At 72.2% G+C, this 25,300-nt stretch carries 19 protein-coding genes; 11 read left to right on the top strand and 8 right to left on the bottom strand.

Annotated features, from left to right (window positions below; all coding sequences use genetic code 11):
• The first annotated feature begins 167 nt into the window (after nucleotides 1-167).
• Nucleotides 168-2,198, top strand: coding sequence for a glycosyl hydrolase family 65 protein (locus H5965_RS13210; RefSeq protein ID WP_310969954.1), 2,031 nt, complete (start codon nucleotides 168-170; stop codon nucleotides 2,196-2,198).
• Here the strand turns inward: H5965_RS13210 and H5965_RS13205 are convergent.
• The 4 genes from H5965_RS13205 to H5965_RS13190 form a co-directional block, all read right to left on the bottom strand.
• On the bottom strand, nucleotides 2,195-2,986 hold the full coding sequence (locus H5965_RS13205; RefSeq protein WP_310970585.1) for an FkbM family methyltransferase: 792 nt from the start codon (nucleotides 2,984-2,986) through the stop codon (nucleotides 2,195-2,197). The genes H5965_RS13210 and H5965_RS13205 overlap by 4 nt on opposite strands.
• Nucleotides 2,987-3,005: 19 nt before the next feature.
• Nucleotides 3,006-3,743, bottom strand: a complete 738-nt coding sequence (locus H5965_RS13200; RefSeq protein WP_310969953.1) for a cytochrome c oxidase assembly protein — start codon at nucleotides 3,741-3,743, stop codon at nucleotides 3,006-3,008.
• 43 nt (nucleotides 3,744-3,786) lie between these two features.
• Entirely contained in the window at nucleotides 3,787-4,173 is a 387-nt protein-coding gene (locus H5965_RS13195) for a DUF2243 domain-containing protein (protein ID WP_310969952.1), read from the bottom strand.
• Nucleotides 4,174-4,516: 343 nt separating this feature from the next.
• Complete coding sequence (locus H5965_RS13190) at nucleotides 4,517-4,996, bottom strand: hypothetical protein (RefSeq protein ID WP_310969951.1); 480 nt, start codon at nucleotides 4,994-4,996, stop codon at nucleotides 4,517-4,519.
• Nucleotides 4,997-5,102: 106 nt separating this feature from the next.
• Here H5965_RS13190 and H5965_RS13185 point away from each other — a divergent pair, with 106 nt between their 5' ends.
• The 3 genes from H5965_RS13185 to H5965_RS13175 all read left to right on the top strand — a co-directional run bounded on the left by H5965_RS13185 (nucleotide 5,103) and on the right by H5965_RS13175 (nucleotide 7,011).
• On the top strand, nucleotides 5,103-6,086 hold the full coding sequence (locus H5965_RS13185; RefSeq protein ID WP_310969950.1) for an SDR family oxidoreductase: 984 nt from the start codon (nucleotides 5,103-5,105) through the stop codon (nucleotides 6,084-6,086).
• A 29-nt stretch (nucleotides 6,087-6,115) separates the two neighbouring features.
• Nucleotides 6,116-6,718 carry a DUF2231 domain-containing protein gene (locus H5965_RS13180; RefSeq protein ID WP_310969949.1) on the top strand — a complete coding sequence of 201 codons (603 nt, stop codon included), beginning with the start codon at nucleotides 6,116-6,118 and terminating at the stop codon, nucleotides 6,716-6,718.
• Between the two features lie 134 nt (nucleotides 6,719-6,852).
• On the top strand, nucleotides 6,853-7,011 hold the full coding sequence (locus H5965_RS13175; RefSeq protein WP_310969948.1) for a hypothetical protein: 159 nt from the start codon (nucleotides 6,853-6,855) through the stop codon (nucleotides 7,009-7,011).
• On the opposite strand, the gene H5965_RS13170 is transcribed toward H5965_RS13175, so the two are convergent.
• On the bottom strand, nucleotides 6,966-10,361 hold the full coding sequence (locus H5965_RS13170) for a TM0106 family RecB-like putative nuclease (protein ID WP_310969947.1): 3,396 nt from the start codon (nucleotides 10,359-10,361) through the stop codon (nucleotides 6,966-6,968). The two genes, H5965_RS13175 and H5965_RS13170, sit on opposite strands and share 46 nt — an antisense overlap.
• 164 nt (nucleotides 10,362-10,525) lie before the next feature.
• On the opposite strand from H5965_RS13170, the gene H5965_RS13165 reads away from it, so the two are divergent.
• The 6 genes from H5965_RS13165 to H5965_RS13140 all read left to right on the top strand — a co-directional run bounded on the left by H5965_RS13165 (nucleotide 10,526) and on the right by H5965_RS13140 (nucleotide 17,095).
• The gene (locus H5965_RS13165) at nucleotides 10,526-13,114 is read left to right on the top strand and encodes an alpha-glucuronidase family glycosyl hydrolase (RefSeq protein WP_310969946.1); all 2,589 of its coding nucleotides are present in this window, start codon (nucleotides 10,526-10,528) and stop codon (nucleotides 13,112-13,114) included.
• A gap of 85 nt (nucleotides 13,115-13,199) precedes the next feature.
• The gene (locus tag H5965_RS13160; RefSeq protein WP_310969945.1) at nucleotides 13,200-14,141 is read left to right on the top strand and encodes an acyl-ACP desaturase; all 942 of its coding nucleotides are present in this window, start codon (nucleotides 13,200-13,202) and stop codon (nucleotides 14,139-14,141) included.
• A 25-nt stretch (nucleotides 14,142-14,166) separates the two neighbouring features.
• Nucleotides 14,167-14,931, top strand: coding sequence for an IclR family transcriptional regulator (locus H5965_RS13155; protein WP_310969944.1), 765 nt, complete (start codon nucleotides 14,167-14,169; stop codon nucleotides 14,929-14,931).
• 69 nt (nucleotides 14,932-15,000) lie between these two features.
• A complete protein-coding gene (locus H5965_RS13150) occupies nucleotides 15,001-16,032 on the top strand; it encodes an aromatic ring-hydroxylating dioxygenase subunit alpha (RefSeq protein WP_310969943.1) in 1,032 nt (343 codons plus the stop codon).
• On the top strand, nucleotides 16,029-16,190 hold the full coding sequence (locus tag H5965_RS13145) for a hypothetical protein (protein ID WP_310969942.1): 162 nt from the start codon (nucleotides 16,029-16,031) through the stop codon (nucleotides 16,188-16,190). The genes H5965_RS13150 and H5965_RS13145 overlap by 4 nt, the downstream gene beginning before the upstream one ends.
• Nucleotides 16,187-17,095 (top strand): PDR/VanB family oxidoreductase, encoded by a 909-nt coding sequence (locus tag H5965_RS13140; protein ID WP_310969941.1) that lies wholly within the window; start codon nucleotides 16,187-16,189, stop codon nucleotides 17,093-17,095. Before H5965_RS13145 ends, H5965_RS13140 begins: the two co-directional genes overlap by 4 nt.
• A gap of 6 nt (nucleotides 17,096-17,101) precedes the next feature.
• On the opposite strand, the gene H5965_RS13135 is transcribed toward H5965_RS13140, so the two are convergent.
• On the bottom strand, nucleotides 17,102-20,365 hold the full coding sequence (locus H5965_RS13135; RefSeq protein ID WP_310969940.1) for an NACHT domain-containing protein: 3,264 nt from the start codon (nucleotides 20,363-20,365) through the stop codon (nucleotides 17,102-17,104).
• Nucleotides 20,366-20,452: 87 nt separating this feature from the next.
• Between H5965_RS13135 and H5965_RS13130 the strand changes: the two genes are divergently transcribed.
• Entirely contained in the window at nucleotides 20,453-21,910 is a 1,458-nt protein-coding gene (locus H5965_RS13130; protein WP_310969939.1) for a phospholipase D-like domain-containing protein, read from the top strand.
• A gap of 13 nt (nucleotides 21,911-21,923) precedes the next feature.
• Here the strand turns inward: H5965_RS13130 and H5965_RS13125 are convergent, their stop codons facing one another.
• Both H5965_RS13125 and H5965_RS13120 read right to left on the bottom strand, forming a co-directional pair.
• The gene (locus H5965_RS13125) at nucleotides 21,924-23,498 is read right to left on the bottom strand and encodes a succinic semialdehyde dehydrogenase (protein WP_310969938.1); all 1,575 of its coding nucleotides are present in this window, start codon (nucleotides 23,496-23,498) and stop codon (nucleotides 21,924-21,926) included.
• Nucleotides 23,495-25,123 (bottom strand): GMC family oxidoreductase N-terminal domain-containing protein, encoded by a 1,629-nt coding sequence (locus H5965_RS13120; RefSeq protein ID WP_310969937.1) that lies wholly within the window; start codon nucleotides 25,121-25,123, stop codon nucleotides 23,495-23,497. The genes H5965_RS13125 and H5965_RS13120 overlap by 4 nt, the downstream gene beginning before the upstream one ends.
• Nucleotides 25,124-25,300: the final 177 nt, after the last annotated feature.

The raw sequence follows: 25,300 nt of genomic DNA, 5'->3' as shown, positions 1-25,300 counted from the left end.
GAGCCCGCCGCTGCCACCTGGCCGGGTCGCCGGGCCGATCATGATCACGCGCGGTGACCGGGCCGACCGTCGCCGTGGTGGACAGAAACGGACAGGATCCGGGCGCATCCGGAGAGAGACCGTCCCTCCCGTGGTGCAATGGCGCCCGGCCGGAAGGGGTACAGGTCATGAAATTCCCGCAGCGGATCGGCGCCACGCTCCTGGCCCTGGTGACGGCGTGCGGCACGCTCGCCGGCGCCGCCCCGGCCACGGCGAGCCCGGCACCGCCCTCGCTCGCGTTCGCCAACCCGGACAGCCAGTCCCTGTTCGGGACCGCCTACGCTGCCGCACTGCAGAACCTGTTGCGCACCAACACGATCGGGTACGACGCGCGGTACGACCGGAGCGGCCTGCTGGACCCGGCGACCGGCATCGTCCGCGCGGGCGGCGGCTACGACCAGCCGTGGACGCGCGACGCGTCGATCAACAGCTGGAACGCCACCAGCCTGCTCGATCCGGCGCTGGCGGAGAACACCCTGTGGGCGGTGGTCGACAAAGACACCGGCGGCGCCCTGCGCGTGCAGCAGGACGACCAGCAGTGGGACCAGGTGGTCTGGGTCACCGCCGCGTGGCACCACTACCTCGTCACCGGCGACCGGGCGTTCCTCGGCAACGCCTACCGGACCGCGGCGACCACCCTGGCGATCCGCGAACACGCCACCACGGCCGGGTTCGACCCGGCCTACGGCCTGTTCACCGGCGCGTCCTTCTTCAACGACGGCATCGCCGGCTACCCCGCGCCGCCCGCCGACGCGACCGAGTCGGTCAGCACCGGGAGCATGCCGTGGCCCGGCGTCGCGAGCGGGATGTACCTGAGCACCAACGAGCTCCACTACGCCGCCTACGTCAACGCCGCGAACATGGCCGCGAAGCTGGGCCGTCCGGCGGCGGAGGTCGCCGCCCACCGGAGCAAGGCCGCCGCGCTGCGGACGGCGATCAACCGGAACTTCTGGAACCCCGCCACCGGACTGTACGACTACCAGCTGCTCGCCGACGGCTCCCGCGGCGCCTTCCAGGAAGGCACCGGGCTGGCGTTCGCGCTCATCTTCGGCATCGCGAACCCGGCGCAGGCGCGGTCGATCCTCGCCCGTGCCCGGGAGCTGCCGTGGGGCATGCCCGACACCTTCCCGCACTGGGCGCGCTACAGCGACGCGCAGCCCGGCCGGCACAACGCGATCGTCTGGCCGCTCGTCCTGGGCCTGTGGGCGAAAGCCCTGGCCGGACAGGGTGAGCAGAACGCCTTCGCGGCGGAAACCGCGCGGCTGGCCAAGCTGGCCGGCGGCAACAGCGGCTTCTGGGAAATCCACAACGGCTCCACCGGGGTCGTCGACGGCGGCTGGCAACGGCTGGGCGACACGGTGAAGTTCCACTGGGGGTCCGAACCGGACCAGACGTGGTCGGCCACGGCGTTCCTCGACATGATCCACACCGGCCTGTTCGGGCTGACGTTCACCGACCGCGGCCTGTCCTTCGCCCCGCACCTCCCGGCGGGCTGGGGTGACGTCACCCTGCGGAACCTGCGCTACCGCGGCGCGAACCTCACCATCGCCCTGCGCGGCGCGGGCAGCACGATCGCCTCCTTCAGCGTCGACGGCCGGGCCGCCCCGGCCTCGATCCCGGACACGCTCACCGGCGACCACACGATCGCCATCACCCTGACCGGAGCGCCCGCCGGCGACCGGGACGGCGACGGCGTGCCCGACGACCGCGACCGCTGCGCCGACACCGCGGGCACCGCCGCCCTGACCGGCTGCCCCGACCCGGCACACCTCGAAGCCGAAGACGCCCGCAACACCGGCGGCGTGAAGACGAACGTCAACCACACCGGCTACTCGGGCCGCGCGTTCCTCGACGGCCTCTGGGCGCAGGGCGCGTCGACGTCGTTCACCGTGCACCGCACCACGACCGCGCCGGAACGCGCCGCGTTCACCGTGCGGTACGCCAACGCCGACAACGACACCCGGACGATGACGCTGTCGGTGGACGGGCAGCCGGTCCGGCAGGTCGGCTTCCCGAAGGTGTCCGACAGCTGGGACGCCTGGGGCACCACGACCTTCACCGACGTCCCGCTCACCGGCCGCGACCCGGTGGTGACCCTGTCCTACGCCCCGGGGGACACCGGCGCGATCAACCTCGACTGGCTCGAACTGCGCCCTTAGCGGACCGCGAACACCATCCCGATGTCGGCGGCCTCCTGCACGGGGTCCTGCACGGCCTCGACGGTGAACCCGCGCGCGGCGAAGACGTCGCGGACGGTGTCGCGGTGCTGCCGCCACCCTTCGACCTCGACGACGGCCTGCCGGACCAGCGGCCAGTGCCGGTCCTCCAGGCCGCGCAGGACGTCGAGCTCGGCGCCCTCGACGTCGACCTTCAGCAGGTCGACGCGCTCGATGCCCAGCTCGTCGAGCACCGCCGAGAGCGGCCGGACGCGGACGCGGTGGGTTTCGAGTTCCCGCATCACCCGCAGCTTGCGCCCGACGATCCCCCGCAGGATCGGCGCCGGCACGCGGCGCAGCCCGGCGCCCAGCCCGCCGCGCCGGATCATCTCGACGACGCTGGCGGTGACCCGCTTCCGCTCGTCCTCGACGTTCGCGGCGTCGCGCCACGACGAGGAGAAGATGGTCGCCGCCGGGAAGTAGCTGAAGTCGAGCTCGTCCTCGGCGGCGGCCAGTCCGTAAGGCAGCGCTTTCAGCCGGCCGCCGAAGAAGTCACGGCCGTTGCGCTCCAGCGTCGCGTGCAGGGGCGGAAGCGGCTCGAAGGCGAAGATCCGGACGTCGCCGTCCAGCCGTTCGTAGACGGCGGCGGAGAAGACGCCGACGTTGGCGCCGACGTCGAGGACGGTCGCACCGGGGGCGAGCCCGACACCGTGGGCGAAGTAGGCGCCGACCTCCTCGCGCAGGAAGGACACCTCCCACGGGTTGATGCTGTGGAGGTCGATCGTGTCCATGGTCACGCGCAGAGGCTTATCAGCCACGGGCGGTGCGCGGCACCCCCGTTCGGCGGCTCCGGGCCTCGGCCCGGCCACGGGCGGCGTACCACTGCAGCGCGATGATCAGCGCGAGCCCGAGTTCGACGACGTCCCCGCCGTAGTACATGAGCTCGGCGCCGGCCTGCCGGTCCGCGACCGCGAGCGCCACCCCCGGCGGCAGGGAGACGTACAGGGTCTTGGCCAGCACGGCGTGCGCGGCGGCGGCGCCGATCAGGGCGCCCGCGCGGACGCCGAGCCCGGCACGGTCGCGGACCGGGTCGAGCCGGCACACCGCGGTGGTGAACAGCAGGCCGGTCAGGAAGACGTGGACGTGCAGCCAGGGGCTGTCCCCGAGCGCGGCGAACAGGCCGGTCCGGTAGAGCAGCCAGAGGCTCCCCGCTTCCAGGACGGCCGCGACCGGCGGGAAGACCAGCACGCCGGCCGCTTCCAGGAGGCGCTTGAGGCGGCGGCGAGCTGCGGCCGGGACCGCGCGCAGCAGCAGGGTGACCGGGCGGGCGAGCACGATCAGGACCGGCGCCACCATGCCGAGCAGGACGTGCTGCAGCATGTGCCCGGTGAACGTCGACCCGCCGGGCGCGAGCGCCGCGGCGGCCCCGGCACCGAAGACGACGTCCCGGATCGGCGGCCACCGGTCACCGCGCCGCCGCAGCCGCCACGCGCCGGCTTCGTAGGCCGCGAAGGCGAGCAGCGCCGGCACGTGGTGGAGAACGTTCACGCGGTCGCCCGCGCGCGGCGCAGCAGGACGGCGCCGATGACGATCAGCAGCACGGCGACGACGTTCCACGTCCAGTCGTAGGGGTGAGGTCGACGGCGTAGCGGATCTGGTGCAGGCCGAGGAGTTTGTGCTGGATGGTGCCGTCGTAGAGCTGGAAGGCGCCGACCCCGGCGAGGACGCCGCCGACGAGGGCGCGGCCGGAGAGCCGGTCCCCGCGCCGGAGGTCGGCGACGAGGACGAGGCCGAAGACGACGGCGAAGAAGCCGAAGGCGTGGAAGAGGCCGTCGGAGACGAGCCCGGCCTCGGTGGTCGAGCGATCGTAGAAGTGGTGCCAGTGCAGCAACTGGTGGAAGACGGTTTCATCGAGGAAGGCGGCCACGCCGATCCCGGTCAGGATTCCGGCCCACGCGGAGCGTCTGGTTTCCGGCATGGTGGCGGGCTACCCGCCCGGGGCCGGGACACACGCCGACGAGACCGGGCCGGGCAACGCCAGAATCGGCCACGCAGGCCGAGCCGAGCCGAGCCGAGCCGGACCGGGCCGGGCAGGGCCGAGCCGGACCGGACCGGGCCGAGCCGGGCCGCGCCGCGCCGCGCCGCGCCGGGCCGGGCCGCGCCGGTCCGAGCCGCGCCGGGCAACGCCGGAATCAGCCCACGCAGGCCGCGCCGGGCTGGCCGAGCCGGGCCGAGCCACGCAGGCCGCGCCGCGCTGGGCTGGGCCGAGCCGGGCCGGGCCGGGCCGCGAGTGAGCCGCCGCCCGGCCCGGCCTCAGCCGATCACGCCTGCCGCCGCTCTCCCTCCACGTGCAACGCCGCCTGCTCCGGCCCCGCGGCCGTCGCCCGGCCGGCCTCGACACCCACCTGGTCCGGTTCCGTGTCCACCGGCGGGCCGTCACCCTCCACGGCCTCCAGCTGGACCGGCTCCTCCGGCGTCGCCCCCGTGTCCGGGTCCGGGTCCGCCTCCACGTCCGTGCGCGCCCCGGTGCCGGCCGGCGGGACCTCCGTCGCCGGGTCCGGGCGTTCCTCCGCGATCCGGTCGCCCAGGCCGCGCGGGTGGGCCTGCTCCCACGGGGTCATCCCGTACTTCGTCACGCCCGACCAGTGTTCCGGGGGATCCATCCCCTCTTCCAGGGGGTCGGCGCGGATGCGGTCTTCGTCGAGGTCCTCGGCGCTGTTCAACGCCGCCGGGTCGGTCTCGACGGCGTCCGGTTCGCCGGTGTCCTGCGGCGGGTCGTAGCTCTGGTCGGGTTCGGTCATGGTCCCCGGCTTCCCGCTGGCGCGACGGCGAAACCCCCGCCGGGTTTGTCCGGGCCCACCGGCGGTACCCGGCGCCTTCCGGATCGCGAACCAACGAGGAGGCGTCATGCCCCGACCGGTGTCCGACCAGGTGGTCGTGCTCATGGGCGCGTCGAGCGGGATCGGGCGGGCCGCCGCGCTCGCCTTCGCCGCCCGGGGTGCGCGTGTCGTGTGCGCCGGGCGCACCAGGCAAGCCCTCGACACGCTGGTCGGCGAGATCACCGGCCGCGGGGGTACCGCGCTGGCCGTCCCCACCGACATCGCCGATCCGGACGCCGTCCGCGCGCTGGTCCGCGCCGCCGAAGCGGAGTTCGGGCGGATCGACACCTGGGTCAACCTCGCCGGCGTGGCCGTGTTCGGCCGCGTCGAAGACATCACCGACGAGGAGTTCGAGCGCGTCCTGCGGGTCAACTTCCTCGGCCACGTCCACGGCGTACGCGCGGTGCTGCCCGCCCTGCGCCGGGCCGGCGGCGGGTCGGTGATCGGTGTCGCGTCGGCCGAAGGCGTGCGGGCCGTGCCGCTGCACGCGCCCTACACCGCCAGCAAGTTCGCCCTGCGCGGCTTCTACGACTGCCTGCGCATCGAACTCGCGCAGGAAGGCGCCCCGATCGCCGTCACCACCATCCTGCCCGGGGCCATCGACACGCCGTTCTTCGAGCACGCGCGCAGCAAGCTCGGCGCACTGCCGAAGCCCCCGCCGCCCGTTTACGCGCCCGAGACGGTCGCCGACACCATCGTGTTCGCCTCGACGCACCCGCGTCGCGAAATCCCGGTCGGCGGCGCGACGGCCGGCTTCTTCCTCGGCCAGCGGCTCTCCCCCGGGCTGGCCGACGCGCTGCTTTCGCTGCGCCGAGTCGGCTCCCGCAGCTTCCGCAACGCCTTGCCGGACAACGGAACCGACAACGTCGACTCCAGTGTGGACGAACCGGGGCAGGTCCACGGCAGCCACCCCGGCAAGGTGGTCCGGCGCAGCCTGTTCACCCGGCTGATCGGCACGCTGCCCCGGCCGGGCGACCTGCTCACCGCGGCGGTCTCACGCCGCCACGGTTGACCGGCGCGCGGCGGGGTAGCCGCCGCGGTATGGATCCCACGCGCGATGGTCACGCCCGGCCCGCTTGGGCGCACCGAGTCCTGCGGAAAGCCGAAGACGCCGAGGCGCTCGACGGCCCGGCGACCGGGCTCCAGCGGCTGCTGAACGGCGAAAGCGGCGTGACGCGCCAGTTGCGCGGCCACGCACTGGGGCACCCGCTGCACCCCCTGGTGGTGACGGTCCCGATCGGCGCCTGGCTGTGCTCGGCGGTGTTCGACCTGCTCCCGGGCGGCCGCGACGCCGCCCGCCGCCTGATCGCGACCGGTCTGCTGACCGTCCCGGCGGCGGTCGTGCTCGGCCTGGCCGACTACACCGGCCTGGACGTGCGGCAACGCCGGGTCGGGCTGATCCACGCGGCCGCCAACGCGACGGCGGCGGCGCTGTTCGGCGCGTCCTACCTGGCTCGCCGCAGTGGCCGCGGCGGAGGGCTCCTCAGCCTCCTGGGTCTGGCGGCGACGGGTGCGGGCGGCGCGCTCGGCGGGCACCTGGCCTACGCCCAGGGCGCCGGGGTGTTCCGCTGGCAGCCCCTCGACGACCTGGCACCGGCCGAACTCGCCGGCGAGGACCCGGCGAAGCCGCGCAACCCCGCCTGACCCCGCCTGACCCCGCCGCCCGAGGTCGCGAATGACTCATTCGGGACCTCGGGCGTCCCGAATGAGTCATTCGCGACACCCCGGCCCGCCCGAGTCCCGGGCTTGATCACCGGCATCCGGGGTAACCGCAGGCCATGAGCGAATCCGAAAACCGCCCCCTGACCCCGGACGTGCCGGCCCCGCCCGGCACCCCCGAACTGGACCTCGACGTCGAGATCCCCGAAGCCGACCGGAAGCAGCCCGGCTCTCAGGACGTCGACGAGGACGCCGGCGAGGTCGAACCGCCCAGCTGACCCGCCGGCCAGGGCCGCGCCGCCGCCATCAGGCCGATCATGCCCGCGACCAGGCGCAGCTGGTCCACGGTCCGGATGTCGGCCTCCACGAGCCGCGGCGAACACACCAGGACCGCCAGCGCCTGGGCCCGGGACAACGCCACGTTCAGCCGGTTCCGCGACAGCAGGAAGTCCAGCCCGCGCGGCAGGTCGACCGCCGACGACGACGTCATCGTCGCGATCACCACCGGGGCCTCCTGGCCCTGGAACCGGTCGACCGTGCCCACCCGGACCCCGGGGAACCCGGCGTCCTCCAGCGCCCGGCTCACCGTGCGCGCCTGCAGGTTGTAGGGCGCGACGACCAGGATGTCGTGGTCGCCCAGCGGCCGCGCCGGGCCGTGGTCGGTCCACAAGCGACCGTGCACTTCGGACACCAGCCGGACGACCTCGGCGGCCTCCTCCACCGAACGGGTCGTGTTGCCCTGGTGGTCCACTTCGGTCAGGTACAGCCCGGCGGCGACGCCGTCCAGGGCGCGGTCCGCGGCCGACGGGTGGGCGTGCAGCCGCCCGGCGTAGGACAGGTTCGACACCGGTTCGCACACGGCCGGGTGCATGCGGCGGGTCTCGTCGAGGAAGTAGCCCAGCGCCGCCGGCATGATGTCGGCCTCGCCGATCAGGTGGCCCAGCGCGGAGGCCTCGGCGCCCGCCGGGTGCGTGCCCTGCACCACCTGGGGCAGCTGCTGCGGGTCGCCCAGCAACAGGACGTTGCGGGCGCACATCGACACCGCGAGCGCGTCGGCCAGGGCGAACTGGCCGGCCTCGTCGATGATGAGCAGGTCGAAGGGTTCTTCGCGGACCGCCGCGTTGGCGAACGTCCACGCCGTGCCGCCGACCAGGTGCCCGGTGTCGTGCTCCTCGCGCCACTTCACCAGCGCCGGGTTGCTCTTCGGCTGGTCCCACGGCGCGGCGGGGTCCGGCGTCCTCTTCGCGCGCTTGGCGCACGGCAGCTCCGGCGCGCTCTTCTTCGCCGCGCTCAGCACGTTTTCCACGGCCTTGTGGCTGGTCGAGGTGACCGCGACCGTCCGCCCGGCCCGCACCAGCCGGGCGATCAACCGGCCCGCGAGGTAGGTCTTGCCCGCCCCCGGCGGCCCCTGCACGGCCAGCGCCGACCCGTCGAGCGCGTCGACCGCCTCGATCACCGTGGCCACCAGGTCCTCGCCCGGTGGCGGCAGCGCCGCCCCGCCCCGCAGCCGCGGCGGGGTCCGCCGGAGCAGGTCGACGCCGGGGTGCCGCGGCAGCTCCGGGAGCGTGTCGACGACCAGGCGCGCGAGGTCGGCGACGGCCTCGTCCTTGGGTGAGGGCCGCACCGGGCTGCCCGGCAGCACCGCGCTCGGCCGGTCGTTCGTGGTCGCGTCCGGCGGGCAGCTCTCCTCCAGGGTGAGCTCCACGGCCGACGCGGCGACGACCTTGGCGTCGCGGGCGGTGTCGCCGTAGCGCAGCCGCACGTCGTCACCGGGCGCGAACGGGTGCGGCCGGTCTGGGTCGCAGGCCAGCTGCAGCGTCCGCTTCGCGGTGCGCGCCCGCCCGGCCGGGGGCACCCACTCCCCCGCCTCCAGCGAGACCGGCACCGCGCAGGCGGTGTCCACCTCGAGGTCGCCGAGCGGGGCGGCGAGCTGGCGGAAGTACTCCCACCAGGCCGGGTTCGTCTCGCGGCGGTGGTAGCCGACCGACGCCGCCAGCAGCGCACGGGCCCGTTCGTCGGCGGTGAAGTGGGCCGGGTCGTCCGGCAGCCCGTCGAGCAGGGGGTCGACCAGCGCGGCCAGCTGCGCGGCCCGTTCGGCCCGCCGCTCGGCGGCGACGTCCTCCTCGGCCGCCCGCAGCAGCGCGTCTTCGGCGGATTCCTCCTCCGGCTCCGGGACCTCGATGCCCGCGTCGGCGCGGACCCGGTGCAGGAACTCGAACAGCCGCTGCGCGGAAACGCAGTCGTCCTCGGTGTTCTCGCCGATGCGGCGCAGGACCTCGTCGGCGCGTTCCGGCTCGCCGGACTGCGCGAGCGCCAGGTACTCCTCGTACGCCTCGACGTCGGACACGGCGGTCTTCGCGCGGGCGCCGGGCTGGTAGAGCGGCTCGAGATGACGGATCGAGTACGACCGCTGCGACACCCGCAGCGCCTTGCGCACGACCGCGTGCAGGTCGACGACCGCGCCGCTGCGCAGCAGGTGGTCGACGGTTTCCTCGCGGGTGCCGTGCACCGCCGCGAGCCGCTTGATCGCGGTGACCTCGTACGGCGCGTAGTGGTAGACGTGCGAGCCCGGGTGCTCGGCGACGCGCGCGGCGGCGAAGTCGACGAACTCCTCGAACGCCCGCCGCTCCTGGGCGCGGCTGTGCGCCCAGAACGGCGTGAACTGCCGGTCGCCGAAAGCGCCGAAGAGGTATTCCAGCCCTTCGCCGGCGAGGGCGTGCGGGTCGCCGGCCAGGTCGACGAAGACGTCGCCCGGCGCCGCGGCGGGCAGGGCGGCCAGCTCCCCGGGGTCGACGATCTCGTAGGCGACCTCGCCGGTGGTGTCCTGCCGGACCTGCAGCGCGGCCTGGGCGCGCAGGGCCGCGAACGCCGTCGCGGACAGGTCCCGCGGCCGGTCGTCCGGGCCGGCGGCGGCGAGCGCGTCGATCGAGCCGAGCCCGGCGGCGACCAGCTTGCGGCGCTGGTCGCCGCGCATCCCGGCGACCAGCGAAAGGTCCCGGTCGGCTTCCCGCGCGGACGCACAGTGCTGGGCGAACCCGCAGCCGGCGCAGGCCGGGCGTTCGTCGGCCCACAGCGGCACCGGCAGCCGCGGCGGCCGGCCCGCCAGCCGGGTCCGCAGCCGGTCGACCAGGGGCCGGAAGTCCTCGACGCGCAGCGTCCGGGTGCCGCCGCCGGTCAGCCTGAGATGCAGGTGCGGCCCGGCCGGCCAGCCGGCGCGGCGCACCGCGTCGGCGCACGCCGTGAGCCGGACGACCGCGGCGGGTGTCGCCTGCCGGACCGGTTGCGCGTCGTGGACCTCGTAGCGGCCGTCGCCGTCGCGGACCAGGAAGTCGGCCTGCGCCGAGAACTCGCCGTCGGCGAAGACGGCCCGGTGGATCACCGGGACCCCGGACCGCAGCGCCTCCTCCGTCGCCTTCGCGGCGAGCGCAGTGTCCTGGACGTCGATCTCGGCGACCTCGCGTCCGGCGGCGCGGAACCCGGCGAGCATCGCCGGGGCGTGCCCGCGGCGCGGGTCCGGTTCGGCGGGCGCGGGCCGCGGCGCGCCCGGCAGGCCCGCGGCCAGCGCCTGGACGAGGATGCTGCGGTGCTCGCAGTCGAGCAGGTCGGCGAGATCGGCTGGGGTGGGCATCGCCGCGAAGTCTGGCACGACCGATCAGCCGGGCCGGAGCACGGCCTGCCGACACGCCGAAACTTTCGGAAAATCCAGCTATATCGCCAATTCTTGACACCGCGGACCACGCCCGCAATAGTGCGGGAAGCGAACTAAATACTCGTGAACACGATGGGGGCACGGTGTCTTCCAGCGACGAGAACGAGCAGAGCCGGTTGCGCCGGCGTTCCTTCCTGATCGGCAGCGGCGCTGCCGTGGCCACCTCGATGTTCGGTGCCGTTCCGGCGGCGGCGAGTCCGCAGGGCACCTTCCCGGGTGACTACGACGGCTCGGACCTGTGGCTGCGCTACGAGCCGGTCGCCGATCCCGGCCTCCTCGCCCGGTACCGGGCCGCCCTCGGCGCGATCGTCGTCGAGAACGCCGACCGGACCCCGGTCCACCGCCACACCGCGAACCTGAGCATGGCCCCCGGCTCCACCGAGCACCTGGTGCAGAGCACCCTGGGCGCGGCGCGGGACGAACTCGTGCGGGGCCTCGGCGGGCTGCTGGGGCGGCCCGTGCCGGTGCAGGACGGGTTCCCCGACCGCGCGGTGGTCGTCGGCACCCCGGACAGCTCGCCGCGGGTGCGCCGGCTCGTGCCCGCCCGCGACCTGGCGAGGCTCGGTGACGACGGCTACCTCATCCGTTCGCTGTCCCGGGGCGGGCACCGGTCGATCGTCATCGCCGGCAACACCGATCTCGCCGCGCTGTACGGGACTTTCGCCTTCCTCCGCCGTCTCCAGGCGCAGCAGTCCGTCACCGGCCTGGACGTCTCGTCGGTGCCCCGGATCAACCACCGGTACCTGAATTACTGGGAGACCGAACGCCTCTACGCCGGCAACAACCCGGCGGGCACCGGCGGGCTGAACGGCGAGAACGGGGCGATGTTCGACTTCACCGCCACCGGCGCGTCGGCCGCGCTGAACCTGCCGGTGATCCTCGACCGGTACCTCGTGGCCGCGCGGGCGATGGCCTCCCTCGGCATCAACGGCATCACGATCAACAACGTCAACGCCAACAGCTTCTACCTCACCCCGGCCGCCATCGAGCAGGAAGCGGCCCTGGCGGACGCGCTGCGCCCGTACGGGATCCGGCTGGCCGTGTCCATCAACTACGCGGCGCCGACGGACGCCCGGTTCGCGCCCGACACCCTCACCCGGGAGGAGCTCGATCCCTACAGCGCGAAGTTCCGGGACTGGTGGACCCGCCGGGCCCGGCAGCTGCAGGCCGCCATTCCCGACTTCATGGGGTTCACCGTCAAGGCGAACTCCGAAGGCCAGCCGGGTCCCCAGGACCTGGGCTACGACCACGGTGACGGCGCCAACGGGATGGCGGCGGCGGTGGCGCCGCTCGGGATGCGGATCTTCTGGCGGACGTTCGTCTACAACGCCGACGTCGACGCCGACCGGCTGAAGCGCGCCTACCTGGAGTTCGGCCCCATCGACGAGGAGCCCCAGCCCGACGGGACGACCGGCCGGTTCGCCGGGAACGTGTTCCTGCAGACCAAGAACGGACCGCTCGACTACCAGGCCCGGGAGCCGGCGAACCCGCTCTTCGGCCGGATGGAACACACCAACCAGGCCATCGAACTGCAGATCACCCAGGAGTACACCGGGCAGAACACGATGCTCTGCTACCTCGGCCCGCTGTGGGAAGAGGTGCTGAAGTCCGACACCTACGCCACCGGGGCGGACGGCCGGCTGCTGGCCCGGCGGCTGGTCGGCCACGTCGTGGACGGCACGGCCCAGGGGCATCCGGACAGCGCGATCGTCGGCGTGGCCAACTTCGGCAACGCCGGCAACCTGACCGGGCACCACTTCGCGCAGGCGAACCTGTACGCGTTCGGCCGGCTGGCCTGGGACTGGACCCTCGACGCCCGCGGCATCGCCGAAGACTGGGTCCGGCTGACCTGGGGCAACCGCGACTTCGTCGTCCGCACCATCGTGACGATGATGATGGGCTCGCGGGAGGCGCTGGTGAGCTACCAGACCCCGCTCGGCGTCGCGCACCAGTTCCGGTCCAGCGACCACTACGGCCCCAACCCCGCCGAACGCCTGGCGCGGGACGACTGGAGCCCGGTGTACTACAACAAGGCCGACCGCGCCGGGCTCGGCTACGACCGCTCCCCCACCGGCAGCGGCTTCACCGCGCAGTACTTCCCGGTGCTCGCGGCCCGGTACGGCGACATCGACACCGTCCCCGAGAACCTGCTGATGTGGTTCCACCACGTGCCGTGGGACCGGAAGCTGCGCAGCGGCCGCCTCTTCTGGGACGAGCTGGTGTACCGCTACCAGACCGGCGTCCACTACGTGTCGTGGCTGCGCCACGCATGGGACGCGCTCGAACGGCACGTCGACGCCCGGCGCTTCGCCGAGGTGAAGGCCAAGCTCGCCGCGCACGAAGCCGACGCGGGCAGCTGGCGCGACACGTGCGTGCGCTACTGGCAGGAGTTCAACGGCCTGGCCGTTCCCACGGCCGGGCCCCTCGCGATCGAGATCGTCGTCGGCGGGCGAAGGATCGGCGGGTTCGACGCCGGCGCGCCGTCCTTCACCGTGGCTGTCCCGGCGGGGACGTCACCCAGGATCACGAAGGTCGTCCCGGGCGATCCGGCGGCGCGGTGCGAAGTGCTTTCCCAGGCTCGCAGCGTTCCCGGGCAGGCTGTGGTGCGGGTCACTTCCACGACCTTCTTCGGGCCGATCCTCAAGGACTACGTCTTCGAGTTCACGCACTGACGGGAACCTCCGGACGGCCGCGTCCGTTGTCGTTTCCTACGGCACCGTAGGTTACGGTCGCGTAGGTACGGAAGGACGTTCCCCCATGCCGGTCCCCGAAACCACCCGCCTGCTGCACGAACTGGAAGGCACGGTCGAAGAGAACCTCAACCGGCACCTCGCCGCCGCCCAGGAGTGGATGCCGCACGAGTACGTCCCCTGGAGCCAGGGGCGCGACTTCGCCGACCTCGGCGGGGAGGCCTGGGACCCGGAGCAGTCCCGGATGAGCCCGATCGCGCGGACGGCCCTCGAGGTCAACCTGCTCACCGAGGACAACCTGCCCAGCTACCACCGCGAGATCGAGCGCGCGTTCGGCCGCGACGGCGCCTGGGGCACCTGGGTGCACCGGTGGACGGCCGAGGAGGGCCGGCACGGCATCTGCATCCGCGACTACCTGCTGGTCACCCGCGCCGTCGACCCCGTCGAGCTGGAGCGCCTGCGGATGGAGACCATGCAGGCGGGCTACGACACCGACGACAAGCCGCTGCTCAACGTCTGCGCGTACGTCTCATTCCAGGAACTCGCGACGCGGCTCTCGCACCGCAACACCGGCCGCTACACCCAGGACCCGCTGGCCGAGAAGCTGCTGTCCCGGGTGTCCACGGACGAGAACCTCCACATGGTCTTCTACCGCAACCTGGTCAAGGCGGCGCTGGAGATCTCGCCGGACGCCATGGTGCGCGCGATCACCGACGAGGTGGTGAACTTCGCGATGCCGGGCGCGGTGATCCCGAGCTTCCAGCGCAAGGCCGCGCTGATGGCCAAGGCCGGCATCTACGACCTGCGCATCCACCACGACGACGTCGTCCAGCCGCTGCTGCGGTACTGGAAGGTCTTCGACCTGACCGGCCTCGGCGCGGCCGGCGAGGCCGCCCGTGAGGAACTGGCGACGTTCCTCAAGGGGCTCGACACGCAGGCGTCCCGCTTCGAGGAGCGCCGGGACGCCGCGGCGGCGCGCCGGGCCGCGCGGGGCATAGTGGACGTCTGAGCCTGCGTATCCGCCGGAGGTCGCCGTGCCGCACCGAGGTCGCGTTCCCGGCGCCACCGGGCCGGTGCTCGGCCGCGCGCTGCGGGTCCTGGAGGCGTTCTCCCCGGACCGGCCGGCCCTGCGGCTGAGCGAGGTCGCCCGCCGGACCGGGCTGCCGGCCGCGACGGCGCACCGGCTGCTGCGCGAGTTCTGCGAGTGGGGCGCGCTGGAGCGCGACGAGACCGGCGTCTACCGGGTCGGGCTGCGGCTGTGGGAGCTGGGCTCGCTCGCGCCGCGGGGGCTGGGCCTGCGGGAACTCGCCCTGCCGTTCCTGGAGGACCTCTCGCAGATCACGCGCGAGAACGTCCAGCTCGCCGTGCGCGAAGGCGCCGAAGTGGTGTACATCGAGCGGATCGCCGGCTCCGGGGCGGTGCCGGTGCTGACCCGCGTCGGCGGCCGGTTCGCCCTGACCGCGACGGGCGTCGGGCTGGTCCTGCTCGCCCACGCGCCGGCCGCCGTGCAGGAGGAGGCGCTGGGCAGCCCGATCGAGCGGTACACGAGCGAGACGGTGACCGACCCGGACCGGCTCCGGCACATGCTCGCCGACGTCCGGACGCACGGGTTCTCGATCAGCGAGCGCCAGGTGACGCTGGACGCGCTCTCGGTCGGCGCGCCGATCCACGACGCGCGGGGGCAGGTGGTCGCGGCGGTGTCGCTCGTGGTCCGGTACGGGAGCGTCGCGCCGCACGCCCTCGCGCCCCTGGTGATGACGAGCGCCCGCGCGATTTCCCGGGCGCTTTCCATCTTATGAAATCGGCCTTCGTGGCACCCGGGTCGCTCCTCCACGCTGTGACCCGGCCCACCACGAAAGGACGACCTCATGAGCGCCATTCCCCGCGACCAGTGGTACGTCGCCGCCTACGGCTCCGAGATCGGCGCCGAGCTGTTCAGCCGCACCGTCTGCGGTGAGCCGATCCTGTTCTGGCGGACCCGCGACGGGAACGTGACCGCGATGGCCGACCGGTGCGTGCACCGGCGGTTCCCGTTGTCGCAGGCGCCCTCCCGGCTGGTCGACGACCAGGTCATCTGCGGCTACCACGGCTTCACCTACGGCGCCGACGGCAAGTGCGTGGCCGTCCCCGGGCAGACCCGGGTGCCACGGACCGCACGGCTGACGCACTACCCGTTGGTGGAACAGGATTCCTTCGTCTGGGTGTTCATCGGTGACCCGGCGAAGGCGGACGCGTCGGCGATCCCGCGGGCGCCCTGGCTCGACTCGCCGGACTACACCACCGTCCGCGGGATGGAACCGTTGCGGGCGCGGTATTCGCTGCTGGTGGACAACCTGCTCGACCTGTCCCACGAGACCTACCTGCACGGCGGCTACATCGGTACCCCGGAGGTCGCCGAAACGCCGATCACCACCGAGGTCGACGAGGAAGCCGGGATCGTCTACGTCTCGCGGCACATGGCCGACGCGGCGTGCCCGCCCTTCTACGCCAAGTCGACCGGCCTGGAGGGCCGCATCACGCGCTGGCAGGACATCGAGTACACGCCGCCGTGCCTGTACAAGCTGCACAGCCGCATCGCACCGGTCGGGTCCGTGCCCAACCCGGACGGCAGCGACCCGGACGCCTTCCACGTCGAGGTCGTCTACGCCATCACGCCCGAAACGGAGAACTCGACACACGACTTCTGGGCGGTGGCCCGGGACTTCGCGCTCGACGACGAAGGCGTGTCGGCGTTCCTGGCGGAGAACAACCGCACGGTGGTGCTGCAGGACGTCGAAGCCCTCGACGTCCTCGAGCGGGTGATCGCCACCGAGCCGGACGGTTACCAGGAGCTGTCGATCAACATCGATACCGGCGGCCTCGCGGCCCGCCGCATGCTGCAGAGGATGGTCACGTCGTGAACCGGCCGATGCTCGCCGGAGACCGCGTCTACCGGATCCACTGGGTGCTCGGCACCGACCGGCTGCGCGCGGTCTGCCACTGCGGCGCCGAGCGCGAGTTCGAAGATCCGGTGCAGCTGTGGGACTGGCTGCTCGCCCACCCCGAAGGACACTCATGACGCTCGAACTGGTGGTGGACCGCAAGGAAGACGTCGCCGACGGCGTGGTCGCCCTCACCCTCCGCTTTCCCGGCGGTGAGCCGCTGCCGCTCTGGGAGCCGGGAGCCCACATCGACCTCGTCCTGCCGGGCTTCGTGCGGCAGTACTCGCTGTGCGGCGACCCAGCGGACAGGTCGGCGTACCGGGTGGCGGTGCTGCACGAGCGGGACGGCCGCGGCGGCTCGGCGTACGTGCACGACAAGCTGTCCGCCGGCGACCGGGTTTCGGTTTCCGGCCCCCGCAACCACTTCGCTCTGGTGGAGGCCGCGCGGTACCTGTTCATCGCGGGGGGCATCGGCATCACCCCGATCCTGCCGATGCTGGACCGCGCGGGCGATGACTGGCAGCTGGTCTACGGCGGCCGCACCCGGTCGTCGATGGCGTTCACGGCCGAGCTCGCCGCCCACGGCGACCGGGTGTCGTTCCGCCCCCAGGACGAACACGGCCTGCTGGACCTTTCTTCCCTGCTCACCGACGTCCGTCCGGGCACGGCGGTGTACTGCTGCGGCCCGGAGCCACTCCTGGCCGCGGTGGAGGCGCTGAACCCGGCCGACCTGCACGTCGAGCGCTTCACGCCGGTTTCGGACGAGGGCCCGCGCACGGCGTTCGAGGTCGAGCTCGCCGGCTCGGGCGTGGTACTGCCGGTGCCCGCGGACCGGTCGATCCTCGAGGTGGTGGAGGAGGCGGGGGTCACGGTGCTGTCGTCGTGCCGGGAGGGCACGTGCGGAACCTGCGAGACGGGCGTCCTCGGCGGCGAGCCGGACCACCGGGACTCGGTGCTGACGGCGGACGAGCGCCTGGAGAACGAGGTGATGATGCTCTGCGTGTCCCGCGCGTGTTCGCCGCGCCTGGTGCTCGACCTCTGACGGAGGTCAAAGCCATTTCAGCTTGATCCTCGGACCTGCGCCGACAATCCGATGCCGGTCGGCGTAGGCCCTGACGGTCAGCTTGACATCGCCCAGTCCGGAGAGGTCGATGTCCCGCCGGTCTTCGAAATTCGACAAGATCTCCAACGTGCTCAACTGGGACATCCGGGCGATCTGCGCCAACTGGCCCGGATCGACCGGCGTGGCGATCTGCAGGGTATGAAGGCCGCCGACGGCGGCGAGCGGAGTGAAGTCTTCGACCTGGCAATATCGGATGGACAGGAATTCCAAGGCAGAGAAGCGAGCTATTTCGCCGACTTCGTCGATCGGACGGACGTACAGTAATCCCAGACCAGCGATCCCGGGAGCTTCGCTGGCCAGTTGGCGCAAGCCACCCCGGACGCCCAGCCGGGCTCCGTCGGGAGTACGGCCCAGCTCCAGCCGTCCCAGAACAGGCAGGCTTCCGAGGAAGCCGAAATCGGCCCCGTCCGGATAGCAATAGAGACTCAACTGGGTCAAGCCCCGCAGATCGCCGAGTGGGGAGAGGTCCTCGACCTCCTCACCAACTTCCATGCCCAACGAGACCAGACTCGTCATGGATCGGAAGACCTCGAGATTCGGCAGAGACCCGGCTTGGGAATACAAGTACAAGTGTCGGAGACCGGGGATACCACGAAGGACCTGGTGATCGATATCGCTACGAGGCGCCAGCAACAACAATTCCAAGTCCGTGCACCGTGTCAGCGGAACAAGATCTTCGAAGTCGCCGGTAAGGCGGACTGTGCGCAAGCACGGAAGCCGCACCAACGCTTGCAGATCCGTGATATCACGAAGGTCGACGCTCAGGTCGCTCAGGTGGCGTAGCCAGGGGACCGCAGGCAAGAGTGCCTGATCCTCGATCGACAGATGCCCGTCCAGCAAAGGCGCATCGGCGAGGACCCGCGCGGCGTACTCGTCCGGATCGAAGTACCGCCAAGCCGCGATCAGCTCCTTCTGCACCCCCGGCCGCGGATCGCGGCTGAACTTCTCCAGCACCGGCCACGCTTCCGGGCCGTTGATCAACGCCGCCGTCCGCACCGTGGCCGCCGCCGCAGCCTCCGAAAGGTCGGCAGGCGTATCCAGAAGCCTTGGCAGCAGAACTTCACCGCCGGCGGCGAGGGACCGGGCTTCGGACTTCCCCCTCGGCGGAATCAGCGCGGTCAGCGCCAGCTCCATGCGTTCGGTCAACTCCACCGTCAAGGCAGGCGCCGACTCGGTCGCCGCCGCAGCGAGCAGGCGGAGCTTCCGGCGCGTTCTCGGCTCCGCATCGGCCCGGTCGAACAGCCCCTTGAACAGCTGCTCACGCACCGGCGCGTTGGCCAGGCCCGCGGCCATCACGACGATGTCCCGCCACTGGTCCAGGTGCGCGTTCTGCACCAGCAACCCGACATCCCCCTGGTCCGCAGCCTCCTCCGCGGTCAGGAACTCCTGGAACGTGCGGTGCACGAAGTCGATCCGGCCCGGCGTCGGCTCACGGACGATTCCGCTTCGCTGCACGAGGTGTTCGAGCACCTGCTCGGCGTCGTACTCGCCCCGTGGCATGGTCGCGAGCCGTTCGGCGAGGCGCCTGACGGCCTCCTCCCGGCCCAGCTCCGACCGGCCGTTCACCGACAGCCGCCAAGCCAGGTGCCGGAGCAGCTGACGGCTTTCCCGGTCACCGATCTTCAGCGAAGCGGGGATGCGCCGCTCGACGTCCCGGCGTTCCAGCAGCATGGCCAGCGCGGTGACGTAGAGCTCGAGCCGGTTGCGCGGGAGGAACGACGCACGGTCGAGGTTGAGAGCGCACAACATGGCGCACAGCAGCGGTGTCGTCGCGAGGGCCCTCAGGTGGGCGTTGCCGTCCAGGCGGCTGAGCAGGACACCTTCGTACCGGGGAAGATCCTCTTCGGCACACGGCATGCTCCCCGCATCGCGCACCGCCTTGTGCCAGTGACGGACGAGAGCGCGGACGTCGGCCTGGCTCATGTGCTCGATCCAGGCGGACCTGAACCCGTCTGCACTCAGCCACGTCTCGGTGGCCGCGGCCGGCCGGGACGTGAGGACAAGCCTGATCTCGGGGAACGCCTGGCACAGGTCCTTCAGCCACCCTCTTATCGCGCCTCGCTCGTCGGCGGTGAGCTCGTCGACGCCGTCGACGAGCACGAGCGCGCGCCCCGAGGCCAGGTGACGGTGGACCCAGGCCGACGGCATCAACGCGGTCAGCGCTTGCGCCGTCCCGTCGAGGTACTCCTCCGGTGATGGCAGCCTCCGGCCGGAGTAGCTGCGCAGTTTGATCAGGAACGGGACGTACCCGTTCAGGCCGGCCAGCTCGTCGCGGAACGTCCCCCGTGCGGCGTTGACCGCGAGCCAGCGCAGCAGCGTCGACTTGCCCGAGCCGGCTTCACCGCGGATCAGGATGCGGCCGGCCGTCGCCAGTGCTCTCTCGGCGCGGACGGACCCGTCCTGGCTGCGCATCGCATCGCCCCGCCACGAAAGCATCTCGTGGGCGGGCCCGCGGGAATCCGCGCCGGCGCCGCGGACGGTCAGGCTCACGTAGGCGACGCTCAACGTGGTCCGCGGACGGTAGCTGCGGGTATCCACCCCGAACAGCTCGAGGTCGTCCAGCGTCTCACTGATCTGGCGCAGGTACCGGGACCGGAACGCCGCGTCCGACGCGGTGCCGTCGGGCGCCATCAAGGTCGGCGCCGGCAGCCGGTTGAGGACGCGTTCGAGCTGTTCGGCCAAGCCCGACACCCGGCCGAGCAGCTCGGCCCCGGCCCTGGCCGCGAACGGCGTCAGGTGCACGACGAGGCGGACGTAGTAGCCGCAGCACTCGTCGAGGACCCGGCGGTGGAACCACGTCGCGGCCTCGCTGAGACCGGCGCGTTCCGCCGCGTCCGGCAGAGTGGCGCGAAGGCGGCGGGCGAGCTTGGCCGGATCGACGTCGACCTCGAACAAGTCGGCGTCGGCCAGGTCCGCTCGTTCGAAGGCCGCCGCGACTTCCGCCAGCGCCGCCGACCGCTCCCCGTCGTCGAGGTCCGGGACCTCCTGCCGGCACACCAGCAGGAGCCGCTCGGACACCACGTCGACCAGTGCTTCGATCTCCCGGTCGAAGCGACGGCGGGAAAAGCCGCCGCCCATGCGGGCCTGCACCAGCTCCGCCAGTGAACTTTCCCGCTCGACCTTCCCCTTCCTGCTGGTGAGCCACGACTTCACGGCAGAGCTCACGACCGCCGTGCCCACCTTCAGCACCAAAGGCTCCATGAAAGTCGAGTCGCGAGCACATCACTCACCGTTACTGCACGGCGAGCCGGGCCGATCTGTAGTGACATAGGACGGGTGAGACCTTTTCACTCTTTCCTGGACAAGGTGGACGAGCGGCTCGGCGACGGGCTCGAGAGCGTGCTGTGCGCCCACCACCGGCGGCGCCTGCGGGGGCTCGGCTGGGGCGACGTGCTCGCACCGGGCGGCTCGGACGACCCGCTCGGCGGCCGGGCCCCGGTGCGCGACGGTAACCGCGTCGAGGTGCTCATCGACGGTGAAGAATCGCTGCCCGCCGTCGCCGAGGCCATCCGAAGCGCGAAATCGTACGTGCACCTCGCCAACTGGCACGCCAGCGCCGACTTCCGGCTGACGCGGGAGCCCGGCTCGCCCACCCTGCGGGAACTGCTCGCCGAGGCCGCCGGGCGAGGTGTCCGGGTTCGCGTCCTGCTGTGGGCCGGGCCGCCCTTTCCCGCCTTCCAGCCGTCGCGGAAGCTGGCTCGGTCCGAACAGCGGAAGTTCACCGAGGGCACCGACGTCCGCTGTGTCCTCGACGCCCGCGAGCGGACCCTGCACTGCCACCACGAGAAGCTGGTGATCGTCGACGACGTCGTCGCCTTCGTCGGCGGCGTCGACCTCACCGCGCTCGAAGGCGATCGGCACGACAGCCCGGACCACCCGCCGCGGCCGATCGGGTGGCACGACCTGATGGCGCGGCTCGACGGCCCGGTGGTCGCCGACGTCGCCGAGCACTTCCGGCGGCGGTGGGTCGAGGTCGCCGGCGAGGACCTGCCGGCGCCCGCGGTGCCGGGGCCGGTCGGCGGCAGCCGCGTCCAGCTGCTGCGGACCGTCCCGAACGACACCTACGACTTCCTGCCGAAGGGCGAGTTCACCGTCCTCGACGGCTACCTGCGCGCCCTGCGGTCGGCGCAACGGCTGGTCTACCTGGAGAACCAGTTCCTGTGGTCGCCGGAGATCGCCGAGGTGCTGCTCGACAAGCTCCGCCACCCGCCGCACGAAGACTTCCGCGTGGTCCTGCTGCTGCCGCGCAAGCCGAGCAACGGCTCGGACACCACCCGCGGCCAGCTGGGCCGGCTGCTCGACGCCGACGACGGCCACCGCCGCCTGCTCGCCACGACCATCAGCGCCCACGACGGCGACGAGTCGGCGCCGGTGTACGTCCACGCCAAGCTCGGCATCGTGGACGACTCCTGGCTGACGGTCGGGTCCGCCAACCTCAACGAGCACTCGCTGTTCAACGACACCGAGGTCAACATCGCCACCGACGACCCGGACGTGGTCCGCACGACCAGGCTGCGGCTGTGGGCCGAACACCTCGGCCGGCCGGTCTCGGAGCTCGAAGGGAGGAATCCCGCGGACGTCGTCGACAACCTCTGGCGGCCGCTGGCCGAGGAGCAGTCCGAGCGGGAACGCCGCGGCGAGCGCCGGACCCACCGGCTGGTGCTGCTGCCGGGCGCCTCGCGCCGCGCGGCCCGGCTGCAGGGACCGTTGCGAGGACTGCTGGTCGACGGGTGAGCGGCCTCGAGCGCTACCTGATCCGCAGCTTCCGCATCAGCTTCAACCCGGAAAGCATGCTCTCGACGTACTTCTCGTACCCCTGCCCCGGCCGGGGCCCCATGACCTGCTTCTTCAGCACGGCCAGGTTCTGCACGTCCGTGTACTTCAGCAGCCCCTGGTCACCGTGGCGGGCCCCGACGCCGGAGTTCTTCACCCCGCCGGACGGCGTCCCCTTGGCCGCGTAAGCCGTCGCGAGGACGTCGTTCACGTTCACGTTGCCGGACTCGATCCGGGCAGCCACCGCGCGAGCCGCCGTGACGTCGGTGCTCCACACGGACGCGTTCAGCCCGTAGTCCGTGTCGTTGGCCAGCGCCACCGCTTCGTCGACCGTGCGGTACTTGTGCAGCGCCACCACCGGGCCGAACGTTTCCGTGACGCCGCAGACCATGTCCGAGGTGACGCCCTCGAGGATCGTCGGCTCGAAGAAGGCGGGGCCGAGGTCGGGGCGCGGCTTGCCGCCGCACAACACGGTGGCGCCCTTGGCGACCGCATCGTCCACATGGGACTTGACGCGGCGCATGTGGTCGGGCGAGACCAGCGAGCCCATGTCCGGGCCGAAGTCGTAGGCCGCGCGGACGTCGAGGGCCGAGGCCGCCGCGACGAACGCCGTCTTGAACTCGTCGTAGCGGGACTCCGGCAGGTAGATCCGCTCGATGTGCATGCAGATCTGGCCGGTGTTGCCGAACGCGCCGAAGATCGCACCCTGAACGGCTTCGGCGATGTCGGCGTCCGGGAGGACGATCATCGGGTTCTTGCCGCCGAGCTCCAGGCAGCAGCCGATCAGGTTGCGGCCCGCCCGCTCGCCGATCACCCGGCCGGTGGCCGTCGAACCGGTGAACATGACGTAGTCGGCGTGGTCGATCAGGGTGGGGCCGACGTCCGGTCCCTCGCCGCAGACCACCTGGAACAGCCCTTCCGGCAGGCCCGCTTCCTCCAGCAGCCGGACGCCGTAGAGCGGCGAAAGCGCCGTCTTGTTGTCCGGTTTCAGCACGACCGCGTTGCCCGCCATCAGCGCCGGCACGGCGTCGGAAACGCCGGTGGCGAACGGGAAGTTCCACGGCGCGATGATGCCGACGACCCCCTTGGGCAGCCGCACCTCGGTCGACGTCGTCAGCAGCGGCACCGGCCCGCCGCGCTTGGCCGGCGCCAGCAACCGGGCCGCCCGCTTCAGGTAGTGGCTCATCACCATCGGCGGGTCGCAGGTCTCCTCGATCGCCATCCGCCGGTTCTTGCCGCTTTCGACCTGGATCAGGTCGGCGACGGTCCGCGCCCGCTCGACGAACAGCGCGTGCGCCCGCCGGAACACCGCCAGCCGTTCCTTGACCGGCGTGGCCGCCCACTTCCGCTGGGCTTCGCGCGCAACGGCGAACGCCCGCTCGATGTCGTCCGGCGTCGACTGCGGCAGCTCGACGAGCAGGTCGCCGGTGTAGACCTCGGTGAGCTTCCAGTTCGCGCCGGCCGAGCCGGGTACCCGCGCCACGAGCTGGGCCAGGAACGCGTCGGTGACCGAAGCGGGACGGGTGAGTTCGAGCGGCGTGAGCGTCATGACCGGCTCCCGAGGACGAGCTGGGCGCCCATTTCCCCGATCATGATGCAGGGCGCGTTGGTGTTGCCGCCGGTGATCGACGGCATGATCGAGGCGTCGCAGACCCGCAGGCCCTCGACGCCGCGCACGCGCAGGTCGGGGCCGACGACGGCGAGCTCGTCGACGCCCATCCGGCAGGTGCCGACGCCGTGGTAGACCGACGTCGCGCGGTTGAGGATCGCGTCGCGCAGTTCCTGGCCCTTCAGCTGCGCACCCGGGTGGATCTCCTCCTTGACCGCGCCCTTGAACGCCTTGGACGCGAAGATCTCGCGCACCATTTCCGAGCCTTCGCCGAGCAGCTCGAGGTCGGCCGGGTCGGACAGGTACTGGAAGTCGATGAGCGGCGCCGCGGCGGGGTCGGCCGAGGCGAGCCGCAGCGTGCCGCGGCTCTTCGGGTAGATGAGCGTGGTCAGCACGGTGAGCGCGGGGCGCTTGTCGACGTCGTGCCGGATCGGCGCGTCCTGGTTGGGCGACACGTACGCCCACGGCAGCAGGTGCAGCTGCAGGTCCGGGACGGCGCCGGCCTGCGAGGTGCGCAGGAAGGCGACCGCCTCGAAGACCGAGTTCGCCAGGAACGTCGTGCCGGGGCGGAGCAGCTCCCGGGCCAGCCCGCGGGCGAAGTACGGTGCCGTGCCCTTGTTCTTGCTGGTCGAGACGTGGAACGTCAGGGCGTGGAACATGTGGTCGTGCATGTTGTCGCCGACGGGCAGGTCGGCGACGACGGCGATGCCCTGTTCCCTGAGGTGCTCGGCGTGGCCGATGCCGGACAGCATGAGCAGCTGCGCGGACCCGATGACGCCGGCGGAGAGGATGACCTCCTGGCCGGCCCGGACGGTGCGCCGGCGGCCGCGGTCGAGGACCTCGACGCCGACCGCGCGGCCGTTCTCGATCAGCACCTTCTCGACCAGCACCCGGTCCTGCAACTGCAGCGTCGAGGGCGCGAGGTGGTGGATGTACCCGCGCGAAGCGCTGTAGCGCAGGCCGTCGGCGGCGTTCTGCTGCATCCGGCTGACGCCCTCTTGGGACTCGGCGTTGTAGTCGTCGAGGATCTTGCAGCCGAGCGCGTCGGCGGTGGCGTCGACGAACTGGAGCGAGCCTTCTTGGGGGTTCTTCGCGCGGGTGACCCGGATCGGGCCGCCGGCGCCGCGGAAGGCGTTCTCGCCGTCTTCGAAGTCCTCCATGCGTTTGTAGGCGGCGTTGACGCTGTCGGCGTCCCAGCCTTCGTTGCCCTCGGCGGCCCAGGAGTCGAAGTTGGCGCGGTTGCCGCGGACGTAGACCATGCCGTTAATGGAGCTGGAGCCGCCGACGACCCGCCCGCGCGGCACCGGCATCCGCCGATCGAGAACGTGTTTCTGCGGCACCCCGTAGAAGCCCCAGTCGAGCGGTTTCTTGAGCTGCGGGACGGCGTGCATCGGTCCGACGAGCCCGGGTTTCCGGACGAGCAGCTGCTCGTCGCTCTTGCCGGCTTCGAGGACGATCACGCTGGCCCCGGCCTCCGCCAGCCGCCCCGCGATCGCCGCACCCGAGCTCCCCGACCCGACGACGACGTAGTCGGCCTCGTCGCCGCGCGCCGCCCTTTTCGCCATGTCCGCTCCTCGCTACGACCGGCCACTAGAACTGTAACGTGTTCTAGTTCGAGCCAACCGTATAGCGTCCGCCCAGGCGTGCGCAACGGTCCGCGGCGGCCGGCCGGATGCCGCGAATGACTCATTCGGGACGCCGGAGGTCCCGAATGAGTCATTCGCGACGTCGGCGGGCGCCCC

Origin of the sequence: Amycolatopsis sp. 505, from assembly GCF_031625235.1 — a bacterium.
GTDB lineage: Bacteria > Actinomycetota > Actinomycetes > Mycobacteriales > Pseudonocardiaceae > Amycolatopsis.
The sequence above is the reverse complement of the archived record's forward strand: the minus strand, read 5'-3'. Positions and strand labels throughout refer to the sequence as shown.

Coding starts and splice junctions, on each gene's coding strand:
- H5965_RS13210 (WP_310969954.1), top strand. CDS start 168: ATGAAATTCCCGCAGCGGATCGGCGCCACGCTCCTGGCCCTGGTGACG.
- H5965_RS13205 (WP_310970585.1), bottom strand. CDS start 2,986: ATGGACACGATCGACCTCCACAGCATCAACCCGTGGGAGGTGTCCTTC.
- H5965_RS13195 (WP_310969952.1), bottom strand. CDS start 4,173: ATGCCGGAAACCAGACGCTCCGCGTGGGCCGGAATCCTGACCGGGATC.
- H5965_RS13190 (WP_310969951.1), bottom strand. CDS start 4,996: ATGACCGAACCCGACCAGAGCTACGACCCGCCGCAGGACACCGGCGAA.
- H5965_RS13185 (WP_310969950.1), top strand. CDS start 5,103: ATGCCCCGACCGGTGTCCGACCAGGTGGTCGTGCTCATGGGCGCGTCG.
- H5965_RS13180 (WP_310969949.1), top strand. CDS start 6,116: ATGGATCCCACGCGCGATGGTCACGCCCGGCCCGCTTGGGCGCACCGA.
- H5965_RS13175 (WP_310969948.1), top strand. CDS start 6,853: ATGAGCGAATCCGAAAACCGCCCCCTGACCCCGGACGTGCCGGCCCCG.
- H5965_RS13170 (WP_310969947.1), bottom strand. CDS start 10,361: ATGCCCACCCCAGCCGATCTCGCCGACCTGCTCGACTGCGAGCACCGC.
- H5965_RS13160 (WP_310969945.1), top strand. CDS start 13,200: ATGCCGGTCCCCGAAACCACCCGCCTGCTGCACGAACTGGAAGGCACG.
- H5965_RS13150 (WP_310969943.1), top strand. CDS start 15,001: ATGAGCGCCATTCCCCGCGACCAGTGGTACGTCGCCGCCTACGGCTCC.
- H5965_RS13140 (WP_310969941.1), top strand. CDS start 16,187: ATGACGCTCGAACTGGTGGTGGACCGCAAGGAAGACGTCGCCGACGGC.
- H5965_RS13125 (WP_310969938.1), bottom strand. CDS start 23,498: ATGACGCTCACGCCGCTCGAACTCACCCGTCCCGCTTCGGTCACCGAC.
- H5965_RS13120 (WP_310969937.1), bottom strand. CDS start 25,123: ATGGCGAAAAGGGCGGCGCGCGGCGACGAGGCCGACTACGTCGTCGTC.